This window comes from Xanthomonas sp. BRIP62415 (assembly GCF_003993515.1).
In the GTDB taxonomy this organism is placed as follows: Bacteria; Pseudomonadota; Gammaproteobacteria; order Xanthomonadales; family Xanthomonadaceae; genus Xanthomonas; species Xanthomonas euroxanthea.
Window position 1 is genome coordinate 61,227 of the sequence record NZ_QEZH01000029.1, and the last position, 23,769, is coordinate 84,995.

The following is a 23,769-nucleotide window of genomic DNA, read 5'->3' on the forward strand; positions in this document are numbered from 1 at the left end:
CACCTGGGACCGGGATGCACCCGTGCGATGGCGTGCCGCGCTTGCCGCGGCGACGCTGCCGTCAGTCGTCGGTTGGCGGATGCTCGCGCAACCAGGTGCTGCGCTCGGCCGGGCTCATCTTCTGCCAGCGTTGCTGCAGCTCGTTGCGTTGTTGCTGGTTGAGCGTGCGCATGCGGTCGAACAAGGCCTTGGCCTCGCGACGCTGCTCGGGGCTCATGTTGCGGAAGCGGTCCATGCCGGCCTTGGCCTGCTTGCGCTGCTCCGGGGTCATGTCCAGCCAGCGGCGCGCGTGGCGATACATGCGCGGGCGTTCTTCCGGCACATCGTTCCAGCGCTCGCGCAGCGCATCGATCAGCACCTGACGCTGTTGCGGGGTGAGCTTGTCCCACTCGGGCATCGGCGTGTCTGCCGCGCGCGGTTCGGGTCCTCGCGGTCCGGGGCCATCGGGCGGTGGCGGTCCCGGGGGAGGGGCCTGGGCCAGCAAGGAGGCGCAGGGCGCCGCGCACAGCAGCAGGGTCAACAACAGGCGGGTGGTGCGGGTCATCGTGCTTATTCCATGGCCAGGGCGTTGTCGGACCCCAGCCAGACGTACAGGTCCGGATTCTGGGTCAGCATGTCGTCGGTATCGGTGGTGGCGCCGGCCATTGCCTGGGTCGGGGTGGAGGCAGGCGAGGCGGTCTCGCCCGGACGCAGTTGCAGGCCGATGCCGACCGCCAGCAGCCCCGAACACGCGGTCGCCAGCAACCAGTAACCGCGTCGGGAACGCGTGGGAGCGGCCGCATGACGGGCCTGGCGCAGGCGCGCCAGGGTCTGCGGCGGCAGGCTGGTGAGGGCGGTGGCATGCAGCTGGCGCAATTGCGTATCCAGCTTGGCCGGGTCGTGGGAGCGGTTCACAGGAAATCCTCGAACTGTGTTTGCAACGCGTCGCGCGCACGCGACAGGTGGGTTTTGACCGAGCCTTCCGAGCAGCCCATCGCCTTGGCGGTGGTGGCCACGTCCAGGTCTTCCAGCACCCGCAGCGTGAACGCTTCGCGCTGCCGCGCCGGCAGGCTGCGCAAGGCCTCGACCAGCCGTTGGTAGGCCTGTTGATGCTGCTGTTCGTCCACCGGCCCGGTGCCGGGGTCGGCCCAGTCGATGGTGCCTTCGTCGTCGGCGCGCTCGGCCGGTGCCCAGAACTTCAGGCGGAAGCTGCGCCGCCGCTGCAGGTCGATGATGCGGCTGCGCAGGATGCTCCAGAACAGCGGCGTCCATTCGGCGGCCGGGCGCTCGCGGTAGCCGAGCAGCTTCACCATGGCGTCCTGCACCGCGTCCAGCGCATCCTCGCGGTGACGCAGGCCGGCCTCGGCAAAGCGGAACGCACGCGGGCCGATGCCGGCCAGGAAGGCGTCCAGCGAAACCGGCGCGGTGGCGGCCGGTGCGGCAGGTTGCGGATCGAGAGGGGTTCCCACCAGCACAGCGTAGCTTCCGCGGAGACGATACGACGTCAACGGGCGAGCGCCGATTCGGTTGACACGCGCCCAGGCACGCATGGCGTGGGTATGATCGGCGGGCCACACCGGCCAGTGGAGCGAGCGACGATGAGCGACGGATTCGTAGCGCTGTACATCTTCATGCTGGCGGCCATCGCCGGCCACGTGATCATCTCGCGGGTGCCGGTGATCCTGCATACCCCGCTGATGTCCGGCTCCAACTTCATCCACGGCATCGTGCTGATCGGCGCGATGGTGGTGCTCGGGCATGCCGACACCACGCTGGAAAAGGCGCTGGGATTTGTCGCGGTGATGCTGGGTGCGGGCAATGCGGCCGGCGGTTACGTGGTGACCGAGCGGATGCTGGACATGTTCAGGCCCAGCAGGAAGCCGCCGGGCGGGGACGCGCCATGAACGTCTCCACCGCCGCGTTGCTGGCGTGGCTGGTGAAGTCCAGCTATCTGGTCGCGGCAACCTTGTTCCTGCTCGGGCTGCAGCGCATGGCCTCGCCGCTGACCGCGCGCAGCGGCATCCGCTGGGCCGGGCTGGGCATGCTGATCGCCACGGTGGCGACGTTCTTCCTGCCCGAACTGCATAACGTGCCGCTGATCCTGGCCGCGCTGGCGATCGGCACCGGGGTGGCGTGGTGGTCGGCCAGGAAGGTCGCCATCACCGACATGCCGCAGATGGTGGCCTTGTACAACGGCATGGGCGGCGGCTCGGCGGCGGCGATCGGGGCAGTGGAGTTGCTGCGCTTTGCCTTCTTCGCCAACCGCGATACCACCCACTGGAGTGCACAGGCCATCGCCGACCTGGCGGCGCGGCGGCCGGATACCACCACCGTGGTGCTGGCGGTGGTGGGCTCGGCGATCGGCGCGGTGTCGCTGTCCGGCTCGATCGTGGCCTGGGCCAAGCTGGATGGCCGGCTCGACCGCCGGGTGACATTTCCGGGCCAGCAGGCCTTTAATCTGCTGGTGGCACTGGCGGTGCTGGTGCTCGGCATCTGGGTGGCCAGCAGTCTGCAGCCGCTGGCGATCGTCGCCTTCTTCGTGGTGGCGCTGGCGCTGGGCGTGCTGATGACGCTGCCGATCGGCGGCGCCGACATGCCGGTGGTGATCTCGCTGTACAACGCCTTCACCGGCCTGGCGGTGGCGTTCGAGGGCTACGTGCTGGGCAACGAGGCGCTGATCATCGCCGGCATGATGGTCGGCGCGGCCGGTATCCTGCTGACCCGCTTGATGGCCAAGGCGATGAACCGGCCGATCAGCGGCGTGCTGTTTTCCAACTTCGGTGGCGGCGGCCAGGCGCAGGAGATCGGCGGTGCGCAGAAGCCGATCGAGGCCGGCGACGTGGCGGCGATGATGGCGTTCGCCGAGCGGGTGGTGATCGTGCCCGGCTACGGCATGGCGGTGGCGCAGGCGCAGCACAAGATCTGGGAGCTGGCGCAGCGGTTGATCGCGCGCGGGGTCAAGGTGAAGTTCGCGATCCACCCGGTCGCCGGGCGCATGCCCGGGCACATGAACGTGCTGCTGGCCGAAGCCGGCGTGCCCTACGACCTTATCGCCGACATGGACGATATCAACCCCGAGTTCGCCAGCACCGATGTGTCGCTGGTGATCGGCGCCAACGACGTGGTCAACCCGGTGGCCAGGACCGACCCGGCCAGTCCGATCTATGGCATGCCGATCCTGGACGTGGTCAATTCGAGGAACACGGTGGTGATCAAGCGCGGCAAGGGCACCGGCTTTGCCGGCATCGAAAACGCGCTGTTCTACGCCGACAACACCCGCATGCTGTACGGCGATGGCGCGGAAGCGGCCGGCGCGCTGGTCAGCGAGCTGAAGGCGCTGGACGGGGGCGGGCACTGAGGCCTCGTGCGACGGATCAGGTGGATGCGTCTGTGACGTCATGCGTGGAAGCGGCGCCGTCCTCAGCACCTGGGCCCGTGTAGCGGCGTTGCAGGACAGCTGCGCCAAGTCGCTCTCTTCGCCGTGTCCAGCCAGTCCCGAGCAGGACGCGGGGCTTTCAGAAAAACACCGGGCTTTCGATTCGCAGCGGTGTTTTTGCAGATAGTCAAAAGCCTGGCTAGTCGAGGGCGCGGCGCCCTCACCGCTTGCGGGACACGCCGTGAACACATCCATGGGGGGCTCGGTGGCGGCATCCATGCCGTCATACGGTCCCGCAACCGGCAAGGACACCGCACCAGGCAGTTGGCCGGCCCTTGTTTGAAAAGCTGTCTGTAGTGCGGTGTGCATCAGACCTGGAGCCGATGCTTCATGATCGAACAAGGTGCATCCGGATCCGGCACTGCTCTTCCATGCACACCGACCCTCTCGACGGGTCCTTGCCCGCTCACCGTCGCGGGACCCTGAGCGGCATGGATGCCGCGCCGGAGCCTACAAGGACGTACTCGCGGCGTGTCCCGCGATGGTGGGCGGGCAAGGGCCCTGCAGCCAGGTAAAGAGCTCCGCAGCCAGCTAAAGCGCCCTGCAGCCCACTCGCACAGTTCTCCAGGCATCGCTGCGTCAGCGCAACAAAGCGCATAGCACCCAGTAGCAGTAGCGTTACCCGAAGCTGCGCGGCCGCCGCTTCAACGCATCTGTGCGCCGGCGATTGCGACAAAACGCGCCTGGCTCAGCGCGCCGTCCACCACGCCAGGACCAGTGCGGCGGCATAGCACAGCAGGTCGAAACCGTTGTTGGCCAGCTGCAGCAGGGTCCAGGCCAGCCCGGTGCCCATCTTCTGCGCCGAGGTCCACGGATCCAGGCCCAGCGCACCACCGAGGTGTGCCGAAGCGATACCCCAGTTGGCACCGACGATGACCAGCGCGGTCGCCGCGATCGCAACGCCGGTGCGCAGCGGGCCGGCGCCCAGCGTGCCCAGGCGCAGCATCCAGACGATTTCCAGGGCCGTCAGTACCGCCATCCAGCCTGCCTGGTTGCCGGCGGCAAGCGCGATCAGCATCCAGGCGATCAGGGCGGTGACGCATCCCAGCAGCAGGAGCGGGGGCCAGAGCCAGTGGGCGGTTCTGGCGGACGCGGTGGTGGGCGGCATTGGAGCTCCTGACAGTGCGCACATGATAAGGCGCGCGACGTGCTTTGCGCGGTGATGGGCGCGCCGATGGAATGCAGCGTCGTCGCTGGCTCCATCCGGCAACCGGCAGCGGCCTTGCCGTGGTCGGCTAGAATGGCGGACTTGCGCGCACCCGCCGCGGCCCCATATCCAGCCCATGTATTCCCGTAGCAGCGAACCCGTCCAGTTCGAACGCGATTGCGATGCCGTCATGGTGCCGCAGGGCGATTCGGTGACCCTGCCCGCAGGCAGTTACGGCTATATCACCCAGGCGCTGGGTGGCAGCTATACCGTCTTTGTCGAAGGCAACCTGTTCCGCATTGCCGGCAAGGATGGCGATGCGATCGGCAAGGAGGCCCCGCCGGGGCTGGAACTGCCCGCCGATGCCAGCGACGAAGAGGTGGAGGCGCTGGTGTGGCAGCAGCTGCGCACCTGCTTCGACCCGGAGATCCCGTTCAACATCGTCGATCTGGGCCTGGTCTACGAGGCGGTGGTCAGCCATCGCGAGGAAGACGATCAGCGCCGGGTGGACGTCAAGATGACCCTCACCGCCCCCGGTTGCGGCATGGGCGAGATCCTGGTCGACGACGTGCGCAGCAAGGTGGAAATGATCCCGACCATTGCCGAAGCCGACGTCGAGCTGGTCTTCGACCCGCCGTGGGGCCGGCATATGATGTCCGAAGCAGCCCGTCTCGAGACCGGCATGCTCTGATCATCAGGCGCCATGTCCAAGAGGTGGCGCCGCGTCCTTTCGCCCGCCATACAGGAATCTTCCGGTGTCCGTGTCTTTCGCTTCCACCCGTTCCCCGTCGCCGCGCAGTGCCGACGAGCTGTCCGTGATCCTGGCCGCGCCCGGCTTCGGGCTGCATTTCACCGACCATATGGTCGCCATTTCCTGGACCAACGAGCTCGGTTGGCATGACGCGCAGGTGCGCGCCTACGGCCCGCTGCAGCTGGATCCGGCCGCCTCGGTGCTGCATTACGGCCAGGAGATCTTCGAAGGCATCAAGGCCTACCGGCATGCCGACGGTTCGATCTGGACCTTCCGCCCGCAGGCCAATGGCGAGCGCCTGCAGCGCTCGGCGCGCAGGCTGGCGTTGCCGGAACTGCCGGTCGACCTGTTTGTCGAATCGCTGCGCCAGCTGGTGGCGGTGGATGCCAGTTGGGTCCCGTCGGCCCCGGAAACCAGCCTGTATTTCCGCCCGTTCATGATCGCCGACGAGGCATTCCTGGGCGTGCGTGCCGCGCACAAGGCCTCTTACTACGTCATCGCAAGCCCCGCCGGTCCGTATTTCGCCAAGGGCGTGGCGCCGGTGTCGATCTGGTTGTCTACCGAATACGCACGTGCGGCCAAGGGCGGCACCGGTGCGGCCAAGTGCGGCGGCAACTACGCCGCCTCGCTGCTGCCGCAGCAGAAGGCCTATGCACAGGGCTGCTCGCAGGTGCTGTTCCTGGACCCGGTCGAAGGCAGGTACATCGAAGAGCTGGGCGGCATGAACGTGTTCCTGGTCTACAAGGACGGCACGCTGGTGACGCCGGAATTGTCCGGCAGCATCCTGGAAGGCATCACCCGCGACAGCATCCTGCAACTGGCCCGCGACCGCGGCATGCAGGTGATCGAGCGCAAGGTCGCCATCGACGAGTGGAAGCAGGGCGTGGCGTCGGGCGAGATCACCGAGGTGTTCGCCTGCGGCACCGCCGCCGTGGTCACCCCGATCGGCGAGCTGAAGGGCGATGGCTTTGCGGTCGGCGATCTGTCCGCCCCGGCTGGCGAGGTGACCATGTCGCTGCGCCAGGAGCTGACCGATATCCAATATGGGCGCGTCCCGGATCGTCATGGTTGGCTGGTGCGTCTGTCCTGAGCCAACACATCGCGTCAAAAAAGGCCTCTGCGCAGTCGCGCAGGGGCCTTTTTTTTGGGCGCAGCGCAGCAGGGGCGTGGCTATGCATGTCCGAACATGTCTTCAACTGACTGAACGGTGCCGTACGGTGTCACAAATCTGATATTTGATTTGTAGAAAGTGCGAACTTCTTATTGTCCAGTCTGGTTGTAGTGCGGTAGGTTCGCTGAACGGATCGATAACAGGGGGTCGATCCGGGACCTCGGTGCTGACCTATGGAAGGCGGCACCGGCTACCACCGCCACGGCGGTGCTCTTTGATCTAGAAGGGAATTCGATGTCGAACGAGTCTTTCCGCAAGTGCCCCCGCGCACTCACCATCCTGAGCGCGGCTGCGCTGACCTCGTTGTTGCTGGCGACCCCGGCCTTTGCCGGTGAGGTCTATCTGGATGGCCTGGCCACTGCCCAGACCCACCAGAAATTCATCGTGACCTACAAGGACGGCAGCACCGCGCTGGCCAGTCCCACCGCGTTGAGCACGTCGCTGCGCACCGCCGCGCGCGCTGTTCCGGCCAAGGCCGGCAAGGCGCTGGGCCTGAACTCGGTGCGCCGCCTGGCGCTGGGACCGGAGCTGGTCAGGACCGACCGCGCACTCGACCGCGCCGAAGCCGAAACCCTGATGCGCCAGCTGGCATCCGACCCCAACGTGCAGAGCGTGGAGGTGGACCAGATCCTGCACGCCACGCTGACCCCGAACGACACCCGGCTGTCCGAGCAGTGGGCCTTCGGCACCACCAACGCCGGCCTCAATATCCGCCCGGCCTGGGACAAGGCCACCGGCGCCAATGTTGTGGTGGCCGTGATCGATACCGGCATCACCACTCATGCCGATCTCAACGCCAACATCCTGCCGGGCTACGACTTCATCAGCGATGCCACCACGGCGCGCGACGGCAATGGACGCGACAGCAATCCCGCCGACGAAGGCGACTGGTACGCCGCCAATGAATGCGGCACCGGCATTCCCGCCGCCACTTCCAGCTGGCATGGCACCCATGTGGCCGGCACGGTGGCCGCGGTGACCAACAACACCACCGGCGTGGCGGGCACTGCCTACAACGCCAAGGTGGTGCCGGTGCGCGTGCTCGGCAAGTGCGGCGGTTCGCTGTCGGATATCGCCGACGCCATCGTCTGGTCGTCCGGCGGCAGCGTCAGCGGCGTGCCGGCCAATGCCAACCCGGCCGAAGTGATCAACATGTCGCTGGGCGGCGGCGGCACCTGCTCGGCCACCATGCAGAACGCGATCAGCGGTGCGGTCTCGCGCGGCACCACGGTGGTGGTGGCGGCGGGCAACGATTCCGTCAACGTGTCCGGTTCGCTGCCGGCCAACTGCGCCAACGTGATCGCAGTGGCAGCCACCACCTCGGCCGGCGCCAAGGCCAGCTATTCCAACTTCGGCACCGGGATCGACGTGTCGGCGCCGGGCTCGGCGATCCTGTCCACGCTCAACAGCGGCACCACCACGCCGGGCAGCGCCAGCTACGCCTCCTACAACGGCACCTCGATGGCGGCGCCGCATGTGGCCGGCGTGGTGGCGCTGGTGCAGTCGGTCGCGCCGAGTGTACTCACGCCGGCCGCCGTGGAAACCCTGTTGAAGAACACCGCGCGTGCGCTGCCGGGCGCCTGCTCGGGCGGCTGCGGTGCCGGCATCGTCAATGCCGATGCGGCGGTGACCGCCGCCATCAGTGGCAGCAACGGTGGCGGCACCGGCAACACCCTGACCAACGGCACGCCGGTTACCGGACTGGGTGCGGCCACGGGTGCGGAACTGAACTACACCATCGCGGTGCCGGCCGGTAGCGGCACGCTGACCGTGGCGATCAGCGGCGGCAGCGGCGACGCAGACCTGTACGTGCGTGCCGGCAGTGCGCCGACCGACACCACCTACACCTGCCGCCCTTACCGCAGCGGCAATGCCGAGACCTGCAGCATCAGCGCGCCGTCGGGCACGTACTACGTGCGGGTCAAGGCGTACAGCACGTTCTCCGGCGTGACCTTGCGCGCCAGCTACTGAGGCACGTCGGCACTGCCTGGCCATGGCCGGGCAGTGCCGATCCGGTGCCGCAGAGCGGCTTTACCCCATCAGCGACGTATCGCCCACGTCTGCCGCATCGGCAGGCGCCGGTGATGTGTTGCCGCTCGACCGGAATGGACATCGGTCAGTCGTCTCGCCGGGCGCACGCGCCCGTGCACTGCCCGACCCGATCCGCAGCACGCGGGGACGGTTCGGCCATCTCGCCGCACCTGCGGCACCCTCTCAAATAAGGAACGATCGATGTCCAATGTGTCGCAACGTCGTGCGCCCACGCGCGCGCTGGTGGTCCTGGGTGTGTCCGCGCTGACCTTGCTGCTGGCGGTGCCGGCGTTTGCCGGTCAGGTCAATCTTTCCGGCCTGGATTCGCAGCCCACCCTGGATCGCTTCATCGTCAAGTACAGGGACGGTTCCAGCGCCGCGGTGAGCCCGACCTCGATGCGTGCATCGCTCAGGTCGGTCGCCACCGCCGTGCCCGCACGCGCCGGCCGTGCGCTGGGCCTGAATCACGTGCGTCGCACCGCGCTGGGCTCGGAAGTGCTCAAGACCGACCGTGGCCTGGACCGCGCCGAGGCCGAGACGCTGATGCGCCGGATCGCCGCCGACCCGAGCGTGGAGTACGTGGAAGTCGACCAGATCATGTATCCGACGCTGACCCCCAACGACACCCGTCTGTCCGAGCAGTGGGGCTTCGGTACCACCGCCTCGAGCATCAACGTGCGTCCGGCCTGGGATACGGCCACCGGCACCGGCGTGGTGGTGGCGGTGATCGACACCGGCATCACCAGCCACCCGGACCTCAATGCCAACGTGCTGCCGGGCTACGACTTCATCAGCGACGCGGCACGCGCGCGCGACAACAACGGTCGCGACAGCAATCCGGCCGACCAGGGCGACTGGCGCGCTGCCAACCAATGCGGCTCCGGCGTGGCAGCGGCCAACTCCAGCTGGCATGGCACCCACGTGGCCGGCACCATCGCCGCGGTCACCAACAACAGCACCGGCGTGGCCGGCACCGCGTTCAATGCGCGCATCGTGCCGGTGCGTGCGCTGGGCCTGTGCGGCGGCACCACTTCCGACATCGCCGATGCGATCGTCTGGGCGTCCGGCGGTACCGTGTCCGGGGTGCCGGCCAACGCCAACCCGGCCGAGGTGATCAACATGTCGCTGGGCGGCAACGGCACCTGCTCCAGCACCTACCAGAACGCCATCAACGGCGCGGTGTCGCGCGGCACCACGGTGGTGGTGGCGGCCGGCAACAGCAATGCCAACGTGGCCAACTTCACCCCGGCCAGCTGCGCCAACGTGATCTCGGTGGCGTCGATCACCTCGGCCGGGGCGCGTTCGAGCTTCTCCAACTTCGGCAGCACCATCGACATCTCCGGCCCCGGCTCGGCGATCCTGTCCACGCTCAACAGCGGCACCACCACCCCGGGCAGCGCCAGCTACGCTTCCTACAACGGTACCTCGATGGCGGCCCCGCACGTGGCCGGCGTGGTGGCGCTGGTGCAGTCGGCGGCCAGCCGTCCGTTGACCCCGGCGGCGGTGGAAACCCTGTTGAAGAACACCGCCCGTCCACTGCCGGGCGCCTGCTCGGGTGGCTGCGGTGCCGGCATCGTCAACGCGGCCGGTGCCGTCAGCCAGACCCCGTAAGCCACGCGCGGTGCCAGCGGGCGGACCGTTGGCACCGCGTCGGTCTGCGTGATGCAGTGTGGCTGCAGCACGCTTGGTATCCCCCATTGCCCCGCCAAAACGCGGGGCAATGGCGTTTTTGGGGTGTACGGGGAGGGCAGGTCGGCGCAGTTCCGGTCGCCGCCGGCATCTGCCGTTCAAGCGGCCGCCTTAACAGACCCCATGGCTCGCCACGTCTGGCCGGCGATCCCGGCTCAGGTCCGCTCGTACCGGGTCGATAGCGTGGGCAGGTGGGCAGCGACGCCAGTCGGCGCGCCTCACCACGATGCGAAGCGGCACACCTGTGCCCGCGTTTGCACCACGACATCTTGGGGAGGGGTCGATCCATGCACCATCTATCATTCAAAGGGTTACGCCATGTCGCGCTGGCCTGTGCACTGCTGTGCGGCACTGCGCCCGCGTTCGCCGGCGATGTCAGCCTGCAGGGGCTGGGGTCGGCGTCGGCCCATCAGCGTTTCATCGTCAGCTACAAGGACAGCAGCGCCGGCAACCGTGGCGGGCGTCTGAGCGGCTCGCTGCGCGAGATCGCCCGCGCAGTGCCGGCGCGGCGCGGGCGCGCGCTCGGCCTGTCGTCGTCGCGCTGGCTGGGCGTCGGGCCGCAACTGCTGGTGGCCGACCGCGCGCTGGACCGGGTCGACGCGGAAACGCTGATGCGGCGGCTGGCGGCCGACCCGTCGGTCAAGCGCGTGGAAGTGGACATGCTGATGCGTCCGATGCTGGTGCCGAATGACACCCGCCTGTCCGAGCAATGGGCGCTGGGCACCACGACCGCCGGCATCAACGTGCGGCCGGCCTGGGACAAGGCGACCGGCAAGGGCGCGGTGGTGGCCGTGATCGATACCGGCGTCACCACGCATCCGGAGCTGTCGGCCAATGTGCTGGCCGGCTACGACTTCATCAGCGACGCCTTCATCGCCCGCGACGGCAACGCACGCGACACCAGCGCCGCCGATGTGGGCGACTGGGCCGCGGCCAACGACTGCGGCAGCGGTGCCAGCGCGTCCAGCTCCAGCTGGCATGGCACCCATGTGGCCGGCATCGTCGCGGCCGCCGCCAACAATGGCGCCGGCACGGCAGGCGTGGCATTCAATGCCAAGGTGCTGCCGGTGCGCGTGCTGGGCCGTTGCGGCGGCTATCTGTCCGATATCGCCGATGCGATCGTGTGGGCCTCCGGCGGCACGGTGTCCGGTGTGCCGGCCAATCCGACCCCGGCCAAGGTGATCAACCTGTCGCTGGGTGGCATCGGCACCTGTTCGACCACCTTGAGCAATGCGATCGCCAGCGCGGTGTCACGCGGCACCAGCGTGGTGGTGGCCGCCGGCAACAGCAATGTCGATGTCTCCAACAGCGTGCCGGCCAATTGCCCGAACGTGATCGCGGTGGCGGCGACCACGTCGTCCGGGGCCAAGGCCAGTTTTTCCAACTTCGGCAAGGGCGTGGATATCGCCGCTCCCGGCCAGGCGATTCTGTCCACGCTCAACAGCGGCACCACCGCGGCGGGCAATCCCAGTTACGCGGTCTACAGCGGCACCTCGATGGCGGCGCCTCACGTGGCCGGCGTGGTGGCGTTGATGCAGTCGGTGGCGCTCAATCCGCTCAGTGCGGCCAGCGTCGAAGCCATGCTCAAGAGCACTGCGCGTGCATTGCCGGTGGCATGTCCGCAGGGGTGCGGGGCAGGGCTGGTCAATGCCGATGGTGCGGTGGCTGCGGTGATCGCCTCGACCACCCTGACCAGCAATGCAGCGCGCAGCGGCCTGGCCGCGGCGACCGGTGGTTCGCTGTATTACCAGGTCAATGTGCCCGCGGGCACGCGCAGCCTGCGGGTGGCGCTCAGCGGAGGCAGCGGCAATGCCGATCTGTCGCTGCGCGCCGGCGCATTGCCCAGCGATACCGCCTATGGCTGCCGTACCGCGGTGGTGGGCAACGCCGACAGCTGCACGCTGACCGCGCCTGCGGCAGGGGTGTATTACGTGCGGCTCAAGGCCACGCTGGCATTTTCGGCGGTCACGCTGGTGGCCACGTACTGAACGTGCGCGCGGCCCTGCGCGCCGGTGGGTGCAGGGCTGCGCCCGGCCTATGCGCGTGATCGCGCGTCGGGCACGTGGCACCGGCGCATCACTCACGTCTCCTGGCACGTGCGTGATCGCTGCCGCAAGCAGAAGGCACTTTTTGCATGTCCCAGGTGCCGGCCGGCACCAGCCGACATGCACGCGGCACGGGGATCGCCGCGTCTAGTCGCAGACACTGCAGGGCCGCGCCTGCAATGCGGCGACGATGCCGTCGCCCGGCAATTCCAGCAGCAAACCGCGTTGCCCGGCGTTGATCCACAGCGACGGGGCATCCAGTGCGCTGGCTTCGATCAGCACCGGCGCCTGGCGTTGTTGCCCGAGCGGGCTGATGCCGCCGACCTTGTAGCCGGTGCGACGCTCGGCATCGGCCACCTCCATCATGCGCGCGGACTTGCCGTGGCAGGCACTGGCCAGTTTCTTCAACGACACCCGGCGATCGCACGGGATCACCACGCATACGGCCTGGTCGTCGACCCAGGCCATCAGTGTCTTCAGCACCGTGTGCGGCGCCAGCCCCAGGGCGGTTGCCGCCTGCACGCCCTTGGCGTCCGCATCGGCCTGGTACACGTAGGGGTGCAACACATAGGCCACGCCGGCGGCATCCAGGGCCCTGGTCGCGCGGGTGGCCTTGCTCATGGCGTCAGAGCGACTCGAAGCGGTTGGCGGCGACGTTCTTGCGCACCTTTTCCGGATTCCAGATGCGCCCGTTCATGGCGATGTACACGCCGGCCGGCAGCGACTGCACCGCGCCGACCGCGCAGCCGATATTGAACTCGGCATCCGAGCCGCGGAAGCGCGCCGGATTGAGCGCGCCGGTCATCACGATGGTCTTGTCGGCGATCGACTGCAGCACCTTGCCGGTTTCCACCATCGAATCGGTGCCGTGGGTGATCAGCACATGGCGCGTCGGCTGGGCGGCGATGGTGGCGCGCACCAGTTCGCGGTCGGCATCGGTGATGTGCAGCGAATCCTTGCGGATGATCGGAATCACCGAGAAGCGGAAGGTCACGCCCAGCTCCTTGAGGATCTGGCCGATCTGCGGGTCGCCGATCTGGTAGTCCGATTTGTCGTCGAAGTAGATCTTGTCGATCGTGCCACCGGTGGTGACGATCAGGAGGTCTTCCATTGCTGCCAGTCCTTCAAACGGGCGCGGTGCAGGCCGCGCGAGGGCCGTCATGATACGACCCCGGCGCGTGCGCTGCCCAAGCCGGGTCAACGTGGAGGGCGAGGGCGGCCGAAGCGCGCCGCCATCCCGGGGCCGCCCACCAGTGCCACGACAAGCAGGGCCAGCAGCACTTCCAGCCACGCCAGCCCACGCGCCTGCGGCTGGCTCCAGGCGGCCATCACGCCGTGACTGAACCAGCCCAGCGCGAACACGCCGGCCCAGAAACGCGCGCGCGCGCTGCGCAGCGTCAGCGCGGCCATCAGCGCCGGCGGCAGTGCAAACACCAGCAGCGCCGCGGCGCGGTGGCGGTCGTCGTGAAACCAGGTCACGAACAACACCGTCAGCGCAAGCAGCGCGGCGGTCAGCAACCAGTGCGTGGCGCGCAGGCTCACGGGCTGGCCAGGCGCCGGGCGATGTCGGCCACCCGCCGGCCCAGCGCACGCGCCAGCAGGGCTTCGTCCTCACTCGGTTGCGGGTCGCCGCCGGCGCCGGAGACATGGCTGGCGCCATAGGGCGTGCCGCCGCTGGTGGTGTGGCTGAGTGCCGGCTCGGTGAACGGAATGCCGACGATCAGGCAGCCGTGGTGCAGCAGCGGCAGGTGCATCGACAGCAAGGTGGATTCCTGGCCGCCGTGCATCGCGGCGGTGGAGGTAAACACGCCTGCCGGCTTGCCGGCCAGGGTGCCGCTGGCCCACTCGGCGCCCAGGCTATCGAGGAAATGCTTCATCGGCGCGGCCATGTTGCCGAAGCGGGTCGGGCTGCCCAGCAGCAGCCCGCTGCACTCGGCCAGATCGGCCTTGTCCACGTACGGTGCGCCCTCGTCCGGCACCGGCGGGGCGCTGGCCTGGGTCACTGCCGCCACCGGCGGTACCGTGCGCAGCCGCGCGCTCATGCCGGGCACTTCGCCGATGCCGCGCGCGATCTGCCGCGCCAGCCGCGCCACCGAACCGCCACGGCTGTAATACAGCACCAGAATCTCCGCCATCGCGCATCCACCGCCTATGTAAGTTGCCGCAGTATCGGCCAAGCCACCACCTCGCTGCACGCTGCGGCTGCGGCAAGGCCGCGATGACGGCGCATCGGGTACCCTTGCGCGATGTCGCGCGTGAACAAACTCCACCAATGGAAGGAACGGCTGCGCGACCGCGCGCGGACCGTGAGCTTCGGGCGCTTCCTGTGGCGCCGCTTTCTCGATGACCGCCTGTTCCAGGCCGCCGCCTCGCTCGCCTACACCACGGTGTTCGCGCTGGTGCCGCTGGCGATCGTGGTGTTCGGCGTGTTGTCGGCGTTTCCGGCCTTCAACGAATGGAAGGACGCGCTGACCGACTTCATCTTCAACAACTTCGTGCCCGGCGCGGCGCGTTCGGTGCAGAACTACCTCAACCGTTCGCTGGAAGATCTGGGCAAGTTCACCGTGGCCGGCATGGTCGCGCTGGTGGCCTCGCTGCTGATCACCCTGCACAGCATCGAGCAGACCTTCAACAGCATCTGGCGGGTGGCCGCCGCACGGCCGAAGGTGACCCGCTTCCTGATCTACTGGACGGTGCTGACCCTGGGCACGATGCTGGCGGCGGCTTCGATGGCGATGGCCGCCTATGTGTTCGCATTGCCGCTGTTCCGCACCACCGAAGGCCAGTGGCTGGCCGAATTCGCCTGGCGGCTGGCGCCGATGGCGGTGGAGTTCGTCTGCATCGTGCTGATCTACCGCGTGGTGCCGCAGCATGCGGTGCGCCTGCGGCACGCGCTGCCGGGCGCATTGCTGGCAGTGATCCTGATGGAGATCGTCAAATGGGGCTTCGGCTTCTATCTGGGCAACTTCCAGACCTATCAGCGCATCTACGGCGCACTGTCGGCGCTGCCGATCCTGCTGCTGTGGATCTATCTGAGCTGGGTGTCGGTGCTGCTGGGCGCTTCGCTGGCCTCGTCGATGTCCGCGTTTCGCTACCAGCCCGAAGCGATGCGGTTGCCGCCGGGCTTTGAGATCTATGGCCTGCTGCGTTTGCTTGGTCGTTTCCGCCAGGCACGCATCCATGGCAACGGGCTGGACGAAGACCGCATTCTGGCGCTGGAGCCGATGCTCACCGACACGCTGATGCAGGAGTTGCTGTGCGAACTCAAACGCATCCGCCTGCTGCGCCGCGACGAGCGCGGCCAATGGCTGCTGGCGCGCGACCTGGACGTGGTGCCGCTGGCCGAACTCTACGAAAACTGCCAGCTGCGCGTGCCGATCGAAGACCGCCCCCTGCCGTGCCGCGACGATGCCTACGGCCAGGCCGCGTCCGCTGCGCTGGAACAACTGCGTCAACCCTTGCGCAGCGTGCTGGCGCAACCGGTCGGCGACCTCTACACCCACCTTCCCGGAGACCCCTCATGACCGTGCGCCTCGTGCGCGGCGCCTGTGCGCTGCTGTTGCCGCTGTTGCTGCTGACCGCCTGCAAGCCCGCCAGCGAGGGCACGCCCGCTGCGGGCGGTGCAGCGCCTGCGCCCACCGCGCAGACGCCGCAAACCCCTGCCGCCCCCGCCGACCCGGCAGGCGCGACCGACTCCTCGGTGGTGCAGCAGACCGCCGAGATGCCCAAGCTGTCGCTGCCGACCGTGACCGGCGAGGCCTACGACCTGGCCGCGCATCGCGGCAAGTGGGTGGTGGTCAATTTCTGGGCCACCTGGTGCGCGCCGTGCCTGAAGGAGATGCCCGAGCTGTCGGCGCTGCACACCATGCGCGACACCATCGAGGTGGTGGGCCTGGCCTATGAAGACATCAGCAGCGCCGACATGCAGGCGTTCCTGAAGGACCACCCGGTGTCGTACCCGATCGCCGTCCTCGACCCCTACCAGCCGCCCCAGGACTTCGCCACGCCGCGCGGGTTGCCGATGACGTATCTGATCGGTCCGGACGGCAAGGTTGCCAAGCAGTTCCTCGGCCCGGTCACCGCGCGCGACATCGAAACCGCGGTCGGCATCACCGGCAAGGCCGGCTGATGCAGGCGGCGCGCTTCCTCGTCACCGGCGTGGTGCAGGGTGTGTGGTTCCGTGCGGCCACCCGCGAGCGCGCGGTTGCGCTGGGCCTGCGTGGACACGCGCGCAACCTGCCCGACGGCAGTGTGGAGGTGGTCGCTGCCGGGACCGACGCCGCCCTGGATGCGCTGGAAACCTGGTTGTGGCAAGGCCCGCCGGCGGCCCGGGTCGCGGCGGTGACACGCATGCCCTGCGCGCAGCCGCCGACTGAAGAATGTGTAACTGGCTGAGTCGCTGCCGCCGGCGCAGGCCAACAGACTTGCGATGCGTCGCCGATAACCTTGTCAGCGCGATCAGGCGCGCAGGGGAACTATATGGCCGCTCCATCTCAAGATCACACCGACGGGCACGAACCGCCTGCCCACCATCGCAACCGCCGCCTGGCGCAGCTTGCGCCATGGCTGTACCTGGGGGTCCTGTCGGGCAGCGGCTGGTTGTTGTTCCTGCAGCCGCAGACCCGTGTGCTGCAGCCTGGGCAGGCGGCCACCAGCTGGCTGCTGGCCTGGATCTTCGGCGGCATCGCGATCGGTGCGGTGCTGTGGAGCCTGAAACTTGCTCGTCGCGGCCTGGGCCCGTCCGCAGCTGGCTATCCGCTGTCGGCGCGTCTGCCCGATTCCTGGGCAGATGCCTATGCTGCCCTGTTGCGCCCGGCCACCGCCGCGCCGATGACCGCGTCCAGGCCCGATCCCGCCGGCACCCAGCGCGGCGCAGCCTGGCACCGTTTCGGCGGCGGCATGCTCAGCGTGGAAAATTTCGATCCCAATGACGCCACCCGTGCGCCCTGGGACAACCTCGATGCCCAGGCCTGCATCGCGCGTCTGGACGATGTCCGTCCGGCCTGGCAGAACGCCACCGCCAACCGCGCACTGCAACAGGAGCGTCGCTACTGGCTGGATGTGGTGCTGTCGCTGCTCGACCATGGCGTGATGCGGCCGCTGCAGGACGGCTACCTGCCCGACACCGCCACGCTGCGCACCGAACGTTTCCTGCTCGGCGCCGATGCCGGCCCGGTCGTCCTGGCCGAGGTGCCTGCACTGTTCGCACGCCGCCTGGCGCTGGCGATCGAGAGCCTGCCGGCCCCGCAACGCGAAGCCGCCGGCGTCCAATGGCGTCTGCTGCAGCAATTGCACGGCCTGGTTGCCGAAAGCCGCATGCTGGACGAGCGCTCGCAGGTCATCCAGGTGCTGGCGTGGAATCCGGACGTGGACCTGGATCAGGTCGAAGTGGCCTACATCCTGGCCGCCGAGTACCGCCAGGGCATGCGCGACTGGTTGCGCCGCGCTGCGCTGGTGCGTCTGCCCGACAGCGCGCTGCGCCTGGACGAAGTGCTGCTATCGTCCTGCAGCCCGCTCGGTCCGCAGGCCGACGATGTGGATTACATCGAAGCGATGCGCCCGCTGCACCGCGGGTTCATGCAGCTGTTCAGTCAGCGCCTGAGCCAGCTGGTCTTGCAGGCCGAACAGGCCGAACGCCAGTCCGGCCTGTATCCCCTGCCGCGCGCCACGGCCAGCGACGAGATCTCTCAGGACTGGCCGGCGTAATCGTCGATCGGTTCCAGTACTCCGTAACGTTCCTTGTGCGGCTTGCGATCCAGCGGTGGCAGCTGCAGCGTGTCATCGGGCACTGCGATGTCCGGTAGCCGATCCAGCAGGTTGCGGATCAGACTCAGTCGGCCCCGCTTCTGGTCGTTGAAATCCACCAGCGTCCACGGCGCGTCCGGCGTATGCGTCACCTCGAGCATGCGCTCGCGCGCGGCGGTGTAGTCCTCGTACTTGCTGCGTGACTGCAGGTCCACCGGCGACAACTTCCAGCCCTTGAGCGGATCTTCCTGGCGTTCGGCAAAGCGCTGTTCCTGCTCGGCCTGGTCCACGCACAGCCAGTACTTGAACAGCAGGATGCCGTCGTCGACCAGCAGTTGTTCAAAACGCGGCGCCTGATCGAGGAACGCTTCGTACTGGGCGTCGGTGCAATAGCCCATCACCCGTTCCACGCCGGCGCGGTTGTACCAGCTGCGATCCATCAGCACCAACTCGCCGGCCGCCGGCAGGTGCGCCACATAGCGCTGGAAATACCATTGCGTGCTTTCGCGGTCGTTGGGTGTCGGCAATGCCACCACCCGGCACTGGCGCGGGTTCAGATGGCTGGCGATGGCCTGGATCACGCCGCCCTTGCCGGCGGTGTCGCGGCCTTCCACCAGCACCAGCGCGCGCTGGTTGGTGTGGCGCAGCCAGCGGGCCATGTTGACCAGTTCCAGCTGCAGCGGTGCCAACAGCTTCTTGTAGGCCTTGCGTTTCAGGTGCGACATGCGCGTTCCGGCAGCGATGAAGCGCGCAGGCTATTCGCCCAGGCGTGGACGCAGTGTCGCCAGATTGCAGGGCTTGGTACGTGCATCCAGCTGCGCGCGCACGATCTTTTCCCAGGCCGTGCGGCAGGCCGAGGTGGAGCCGGGCAGGCAGAACACGAAGCTGTGGTTGGCCAGCCCTGCAAACGCGCGCGACTGCAGCGACGAGGTGCCGATTTCGTCGACGCTGACCGCGCGGAACAATTCGCCGAAACCGGGCATGGTCTTGTCCAGCAATGGCGTGATTGCCTCCGGCGTGCTGTCACGGCCGGTAAAGCCGGTGCCGCCGGTGATCAGGATGCCGTCGACCTGCGCATCGGCGATCCACGCGGAGACGATCGCGCGCATGCGGTAACGGTCGTCCGGACACAGGGCGCGCTCGTGCAGCACGTGACCATCGTGAGTCAGGGCATCGACCAGATAGTCGCCGGAGCGATCATCGGCCAGCGTGCGGCTGTCGGACACCGTCAGCACGCACAGGTGCAAGGGAATGAAGTCGAGATTGGAAGGCATGCCCCAAGCCTAGCGAGCCGGGACGCGCGGGTACAGCGCCACGGCGTGAAGCCGCAAAACCCAGCTGCTGGCTTCGGTCAGGGCGGCAGCGCGGCCGGGGATCGGCTCCTCGGCTCGGCAGACATCCTGTCTGACTCGCCGCCGCGGCACATCCGTGTGCCGCTCTGCGCCAATCCCCGGCCACGCTGCCGCTCTGCACGTTGTTTCCATGACCTGAAAAGGTCTCGAAGAAATTCAATGACGCTTTTAAGCACCTCTCCCGCAGGGGCGAGGAGGCACAGCTGGGCGCGCGTGCCTTGGAGCGCCCGCGCCGCAAGCGCGGGCCGGGGCACGGAGCGGGAGTTGGATTGGGGTACAGCAGAAGACAGCCATCTACCTTGGAAAGGCAAGCAGGCCGCTAGTTACCTGGCCAACCATGTTGGCGCGCGAGTGCTTGCATCAGGTCGGCGAACCCGTCGGCAAATCCATCCATATCGAACACGCCCGACTCGCGCCGACGCTCCGCCACCCGCGCACGCAACGCACTCAATGCCGTTGGATCACTCGCCAACGCCGCCGCCTTGGCCACAAACGCGGCGTCGTCGGCCACATTCATCTCATCCAGCCCCAGGTGATGATTCAGACTGCCGGCCACGCGCGCGGCAAACGTCTCGCCGGGCGTTGTCAGCACCGGGCAACCCGCCCATAACGCATCCGAGGCGGTGGTATGCGCGTTGTACGGATGCGTATCCAGGAACAGGTCGGCATGCCGGTAGCGCGCCAGATACTGCGCATGCGGCAGCTTCGGCATGAACACCAGGCGCTGCGCATCCACGCCTTGCGCCTGCGCCACCGCACGCAGGCGCGCGTCGGCCTCGCCCGGCCCGGACAACAGCCACAGCACGCTTCCCGGCACCGCGCGCAACACCGCCAGCATGCGCGCCATGCTGCGTGGATTGAGCTTGTAGCTATTGTTGAAGCAGCACAGCACCACGCCATGCTCGGGCAAGCCGCACTGCGCCCGCGATGGTGGTTCGGCGACTACGCGCGAGGTATCCGACGGCTGGAACGCACCGTTCAGGCGCAGCACGCGCTCGCGATAGAACGGCTCCAGCGACGGCGGCAGCGCAAAGGCATCGCCCAGCACGTAGTCCATCCACGGCGCGCCCGATGTGCCCGGGTAGGCCAACCAGTTCAGCTGCACCGGCGCCGGCCGCAGCGCGAACACTTCCGGGCGCCCGCCGCCACCCCAGCCGCGCAGGTCGAACAGCAGATCGATGCCCTGGTCGCGGATGTGCTGCGCGGTGGCCGGGTGCCCGAGCGTGGTGACATCGTGCAGCGTGGTGGCGTGCGCCAGGCGCGTGCGGATCGCGCTGCGGTCGTCGTGGCTGGTGGCGAACAGATGCAGTTGCAGCGCCGGCTGCCGGCGCTTCAGCGCTTCGAACAACGCCACCGTCAGCAAGCCGGTGGGGTGCGCGCCAAACCCATTGGAAACGAAGCCTAGCCGCAGCGCACCCCGGCTGCGCACGGCAGTCGGCGCCAGCGGGCGCAGCATCGCGGCGACGGCCTGCGCGCGTGTCCGTGCACACGCCAGCTGTTCGGCTGCGCTGGCGTCCTCGCTCAGGAAGGCGAACGGTTCCACCGCCGCAGCGCCCTGCGCCACGGCATTGCGCACCTGCGCAGCAAGTGCATCCAGCGCGCGCCAATCGCACAGGCGGCGTCGCCAGTTGAGCAATTGCGCAGTGATGTACGGCTCGTCGGGCAGCAACTGATGCGCACGCGTGTACGCGGCCGCCGCAGCTTCGGCCTGGCTCGCATCTTCCAACGCATGCCCAAGCCATAACGCGATGCCCGGATGCTGCGGCACCAGGTCCGATGCCTGCTGCAGCAACGCTGCCGCCTCGGCATGCCGTTGCTGCGTCCAGCGCACCCGGCCAAGCCGGGCCACGGCTTCCGGGTGGCCCGGCTGCAGCGCGAGTGCGCGTTGCACCGCGGCCTCGCCCGCAACGATCGCGCCCATGCCGAGTTCGGCATCGGCCAGCATCAGCCAGGCGACGAAATCGCCCGGCTGGCGCCGCACCGCCTCGCGCAGCTGCAGCAGCTCGCGCGGGACCTGCGCACTCACGGGCTGTCGCTCAACCGTGCCAGTTCGTCGGCCTGATGCTCGTGGAGCAGGCGTGCGATCAGCGCATCCAGATCGCCTTCGATGATGTTGGGCAGGTCGTACAGCGTCAGGCCTTCCACGCGGTGGTCGGTGATGCGTCCCTGCGGGAAGCTGTAGGTGCGGATGCGCTGGCTGCGGTCACCACTGCCGACCTGCAACTTGCGCGTCTGCGCTTCGGCGGCGGCCGCCTTGCTGCGTTCGGCTTCCACCAATTGCGCCTTCAGCCGCTTCATCGCCTTGTCGCGGTTGGCGTGCTGGCTGCGTTCGGTCTGGCATTCCACCACCACCCCGCTGGGCACGTGGGTGATGCGGATCGCCGACTCGGTCTTGTTGACGTGCTGGCCGCCGGCCCCGGAGGAGCGGAAGGTGTCCACTTTCAGGTCGGCCGGGTTGATCACGATCTCTTCCACGTCGTCGGCTTCGGGAATGATCGCCACCGTGGCCGCCGAGGTGTGGATGCGGCCCTGCGATTCGGTCGCCGGCACGCGCTGCACACGGTGGGTGCCGGATTCGAACTTCAACCGCGAATACGCGCCGCGTCCGACCACCCGTGCCACCACCTCCTTGTAGCCGCCGTGATCGCCGGGGCTGTCGGACTCGATCTCCACCTTCCAGCCCTGGCGCTCGGCATAGCGCGCGTACATGCGAAACAGGTCGCCGGCAAAGATCGCCGCCTCGTCGCCACCGGTGCCGGCGCGCACTTCCAGGAACAGGTTGCCGTCGTCGCGCGGGTCGCGCGGCACCAGCAGCAACGCCAGTTGCGCATCCAGTTCTTCCAGGCGCGCCTGGGCGGCGGCGATCTCCTCCTCGGCCAGTTCGCGCATTTCCGGATCGTTGCGCATCGCTTCGGCCGCGCTCAGGTCGGCCTTGGCACGCGCCTCGTCTTCCAGGGCCACGGCCACCGGCTCCAGCTGCGACAGTTCGCGCGACAGCGTGCGGAACCTGTCGTTGTTGCTGACCACATCGGGGTCGGAGAGCAGGTGCTGCAGTTCTTCGCGGCGCTCGGCCAGCGCTTCGAGCTTACGGCGCAGGGTCGGCGTCATCGGTCCTCGCGATCGGGGTAGTGACAGGGGGATGTTGGTAACCGGGCTTTTCCGGGAACAGCCGGTCGGCCGCGCTGGTTAATTCCAGGTCGTTGTTGAGCGCAGCATCGCGCAGCGCGGCGGTGGGTGGATGCAGCAGCCGGTTGGTCAGCGCGTGCGCCAGCTGTTCCAGCACCTCGTCGGCCGGCTTGCCGTTGTGCAATTGCTGGCGCGCCTTGGCCAGCAGCTCGTCACGGGTGCTGTCGCCGAACGCGCGCAAGCGCTTGAGCGGCGCCTGGCGCGCATTGGCCTGCACCGTTTCGACATAGCGTGCCACCTGCAGGTCGATGATGGCCTCGGCCTGGTCGGCCGCTTCCCGGCGGCCACGGCGGTTGTCTTCCACCGCGCGTTCCAGGTCGTCCACGGTGTACAGGTAGGCGTCGCCCAGCTCGGCCACCGAGGCTTCGATGTCGCGCGGCACCGCCAGGTCGAACAGCAGCATCGGCTTGCGTTTGCGCGCGCGCAGCGCCTGGTCCACCTGCACGCGCGTGACGATCGGCTCGCGCGCGGCGGTGGCCGAGAACACCACGTCGGCCTCGGCCAGGTGGCGGTCCAGATCGGTCAGCGGCAGTGCGTAGCCGCCGTGCTGGCTGGCCAGCGCCTGCGCATGGGCGAGCGTGCGATTGGCGATCAACAGGCGGCGCACGCGGCCTTCGCTCAGATGCTTGGCGGCCAGCTCGATGGTTTCGCCTGCGCCGATCAACAGCACGGTGGATTCGTTGAGCCGTGCGAAGGATTCCTGTGCCAGCCGCACCGCGGTGGAGGCCACCGACACCGGGTTGGCGCCAACGCGGGTATCGGTGCGTGCCCGCTTGGCCACCGAGAAGGTCTGCTGGAACAAGCGGTCCAGTCCGCTTCCCAGCGCGCCGTGCGCACGCGCCACTGCCCAGGCATCCTTCACCTGGCCCAGGATCTGCGGCTCGCCCAGCACCATCGAGTCCAGCCCGGTGGCGACGCGGAACAGGTGGCGTACCGCCTGCTCCTCCTGATGCTGATACAGGTAGCCGCTCAAGCCAGGGGCGTGGGTTTCCAGCCAGCTCACCAGGCTGTGCGGGTCGTCGGCCATCGCATACAGCTCGGTGCGGTTGCAGGTGGACAGCAGCGCGGCCTCGCGCACCTGCGGCAACGCGCGCAGGGATTCGAGCGCGCGCGGCAACGCGTCACCTGCGAACGCCGCGCGTTCGCGCAGGTCCACAGGTGCGGTCTGGTGATTCAGTCCGAGCACCCACAACGTCATTGTTCAGTTGCTTGCGATAAGCTGGCGGCCATTCAGGGC

General features: G+C 68.2%; 24 protein-coding genes. 11 read left to right on the forward strand and 13 right to left on the reverse strand.

Translation table 11 applies throughout. From position 1 onward, the window contains the following. Positions 1-61: 61 nt before the first annotated feature. Genes EO141_RS14340 through EO141_RS14350 form a run of 3 tightly spaced genes read right to left on the reverse strand, consistent with a single transcriptional unit; the run spans position 62 to position 1,454 of the window. Positions 62-544 carry a DUF3106 domain-containing protein gene (locus EO141_RS14340; RefSeq protein WP_127169525.1) on the reverse strand — a complete coding sequence of 161 codons (483 nt, stop codon included), beginning with the start codon at positions 542-544 and terminating at the stop codon, positions 62-64. 5 nt (positions 545-549) lie between these two features. Further along, complete coding sequence (locus tag EO141_RS14345) at positions 550-894, reverse strand: hypothetical protein (protein WP_127169526.1); 345 nt, start codon at positions 892-894, stop codon at positions 550-552. Further along, positions 891-1,454 (reverse strand): RNA polymerase sigma factor, encoded by a 564-nt coding sequence (locus EO141_RS14350; protein ID WP_127169527.1) that lies wholly within the window; start codon positions 1,452-1,454, stop codon positions 891-893. Before EO141_RS14350 ends, EO141_RS14345 begins: the two co-directional genes overlap by 4 nt. A gap of 123 nt (positions 1,455-1,577) precedes the next feature. On the opposite strand from EO141_RS14350, the gene EO141_RS14355 reads away from it, so the two are divergent. Both EO141_RS14355 and EO141_RS14360 read left to right on the forward strand, forming a co-directional pair. Further along, on the forward strand, positions 1,578-1,883 hold the full coding sequence (locus tag EO141_RS14355; RefSeq protein WP_115676228.1) for an NAD(P) transhydrogenase subunit alpha: 306 nt from the start codon (positions 1,578-1,580) through the stop codon (positions 1,881-1,883). Next, entirely contained in the window at positions 1,880-3,337 is a 1,458-nt protein-coding gene (locus EO141_RS14360) for an NAD(P)(+) transhydrogenase (Re/Si-specific) subunit beta (RefSeq protein WP_127169528.1), read from the forward strand. Before EO141_RS14355 ends, EO141_RS14360 begins: the two co-directional genes overlap by 4 nt. A 766-nt stretch (positions 3,338-4,103) precedes the next feature. Here EO141_RS14360 and EO141_RS14365 read toward each other — a convergent pair. Next, positions 4,104-4,523, reverse strand: a complete 420-nt coding sequence (locus EO141_RS14365) for a hypothetical protein (protein ID WP_127169529.1) — start codon at positions 4,521-4,523, stop codon at positions 4,104-4,106. 175 nt (positions 4,524-4,698) lie between these two features. Between EO141_RS14365 and sufT the strand changes: the two genes are divergently transcribed. From sufT to EO141_RS14390, 5 genes are all read left to right on the forward strand, one after another. Beyond that, the gene (gene sufT / locus EO141_RS14370) at positions 4,699-5,253 is read left to right on the forward strand and encodes a putative Fe-S cluster assembly protein SufT (RefSeq protein WP_016900709.1); all 555 of its coding nucleotides are present in this window, start codon (positions 4,699-4,701) and stop codon (positions 5,251-5,253) included. Positions 5,254-5,317: 64 nt separating this feature from the next. Next, a complete protein-coding gene (locus EO141_RS14375; protein ID WP_104649489.1) occupies positions 5,318-6,403 on the forward strand; it encodes a branched-chain amino acid aminotransferase in 1,086 nt (361 codons plus the stop codon). Positions 6,404-6,718: 315 nt separating this feature from the next. Next, positions 6,719-8,455, forward strand: coding sequence for a S8 family peptidase (locus tag EO141_RS14380; protein ID WP_115676231.1), 1,737 nt, complete (start codon positions 6,719-6,721; stop codon positions 8,453-8,455). Between the two features lie 261 nt (positions 8,456-8,716). Then, the gene (locus tag EO141_RS14385) at positions 8,717-10,126 is read left to right on the forward strand and encodes a S8 family peptidase (RefSeq protein ID WP_164739228.1); all 1,410 of its coding nucleotides are present in this window, start codon (positions 8,717-8,719) and stop codon (positions 10,124-10,126) included. Positions 10,127-10,491: 365 nt separating this feature from the next. Beyond that, positions 10,492-12,192, forward strand: a complete 1,701-nt coding sequence (locus EO141_RS14390; protein ID WP_126942344.1) for a S8 family peptidase — start codon at positions 10,492-10,494, stop codon at positions 12,190-12,192. A gap of 204 nt (positions 12,193-12,396) precedes the next feature. Here the strand turns inward: EO141_RS14390 and ybaK are convergent, their stop codons facing one another. From ybaK to wrbA, 4 genes are all read right to left on the reverse strand, one after another. Continuing rightward, positions 12,397-12,870 (reverse strand): Cys-tRNA(Pro) deacylase, encoded by a 474-nt coding sequence (gene ybaK / locus EO141_RS14395; RefSeq protein WP_126972293.1) that lies wholly within the window; start codon positions 12,868-12,870, stop codon positions 12,397-12,399. Between the two features lie 4 nt (positions 12,871-12,874). Next, positions 12,875-13,360 (reverse strand): asparaginase domain-containing protein, encoded by a 486-nt coding sequence (locus tag EO141_RS14400; protein ID WP_016900703.1) that lies wholly within the window; start codon positions 13,358-13,360, stop codon positions 12,875-12,877. 86 nt (positions 13,361-13,446) lie between these two features. Beyond that, on the reverse strand, positions 13,447-13,791 hold the full coding sequence (locus EO141_RS14405) for a DUF2069 domain-containing protein (protein ID WP_127169530.1): 345 nt from the start codon (positions 13,789-13,791) through the stop codon (positions 13,447-13,449). Continuing rightward, a complete protein-coding gene (gene wrbA, locus EO141_RS14410) occupies positions 13,788-14,384 on the reverse strand; it encodes an NAD(P)H:quinone oxidoreductase (RefSeq protein ID WP_127169531.1) in 597 nt (198 codons plus the stop codon). Before wrbA ends, EO141_RS14405 begins: the two co-directional genes overlap by 4 nt. 111 nt (positions 14,385-14,495) lie before the next feature. On the opposite strand from wrbA, the gene EO141_RS14415 reads away from it, so the two are divergent. The 4 genes from EO141_RS14415 to EO141_RS14430 all read left to right on the forward strand — a co-directional run bounded on the left by EO141_RS14415 (position 14,496) and on the right by EO141_RS14430 (position 17,955). After that, the gene (locus EO141_RS14415) at positions 14,496-15,773 is read left to right on the forward strand and encodes a YihY family inner membrane protein (protein ID WP_104582248.1); all 1,278 of its coding nucleotides are present in this window, start codon (positions 14,496-14,498) and stop codon (positions 15,771-15,773) included. Continuing rightward, the gene (locus EO141_RS14420; protein ID WP_104582249.1) at positions 15,770-16,378 is read left to right on the forward strand and encodes a TlpA disulfide reductase family protein; all 609 of its coding nucleotides are present in this window, start codon (positions 15,770-15,772) and stop codon (positions 16,376-16,378) included. The genes EO141_RS14415 and EO141_RS14420 overlap by 4 nt, the downstream gene beginning before the upstream one ends. Continuing rightward, positions 16,378-16,644 carry an acylphosphatase gene (locus EO141_RS14425; protein ID WP_119129692.1) on the forward strand — a complete coding sequence of 89 codons (267 nt, stop codon included), beginning with the start codon at positions 16,378-16,380 and terminating at the stop codon, positions 16,642-16,644. Before EO141_RS14420 ends, EO141_RS14425 begins: the two co-directional genes overlap by 1 nt. Before the next feature lie 84 nt (positions 16,645-16,728). Further along, the gene (locus tag EO141_RS14430; RefSeq protein ID WP_127169532.1) at positions 16,729-17,955 is read left to right on the forward strand and encodes a hypothetical protein; all 1,227 of its coding nucleotides are present in this window, start codon (positions 16,729-16,731) and stop codon (positions 17,953-17,955) included. Here EO141_RS14430 and ppk2 read toward each other — a convergent pair. The 5 genes from ppk2 to hemA form a co-directional block, all read right to left on the reverse strand. Beyond that, positions 17,937-18,719: a polyphosphate kinase 2 gene (gene ppk2 / locus EO141_RS14435; protein ID WP_127169533.1), complete on the reverse strand. Its 783-nt coding sequence runs from the start codon at positions 18,717-18,719 to the stop codon at positions 17,937-17,939. The genes EO141_RS14430 and ppk2 overlap by 19 nt on opposite strands. A 30-nt stretch (positions 18,720-18,749) precedes the next feature. After that, positions 18,750-19,268: a molybdenum cofactor biosynthesis protein B gene (gene moaB, locus EO141_RS14440; RefSeq protein WP_039530503.1), complete on the reverse strand. Its 519-nt coding sequence runs from the start codon at positions 19,266-19,268 to the stop codon at positions 18,750-18,752. Between the two features lie 397 nt (positions 19,269-19,665). Next, complete coding sequence (locus EO141_RS14450) at positions 19,666-21,372, reverse strand: tetratricopeptide repeat protein (RefSeq protein ID WP_127169534.1); 1,707 nt, start codon at positions 21,370-21,372, stop codon at positions 19,666-19,668. Then, entirely contained in the window at positions 21,369-22,454 is a 1,086-nt protein-coding gene (gene prfA, locus EO141_RS14455; RefSeq protein WP_127169535.1) for a peptide chain release factor 1, read from the reverse strand. The genes EO141_RS14450 and prfA overlap by 4 nt, the downstream gene beginning before the upstream one ends. Further along, positions 22,432-23,730 carry a glutamyl-tRNA reductase gene (gene hemA, locus EO141_RS14460; protein WP_104649494.1) on the reverse strand — a complete coding sequence of 433 codons (1,299 nt, stop codon included), beginning with the start codon at positions 23,728-23,730 and terminating at the stop codon, positions 22,432-22,434. Before hemA ends, prfA begins: the two co-directional genes overlap by 23 nt. Between the last annotated feature and the right edge of the window lie 39 nt (positions 23,731-23,769).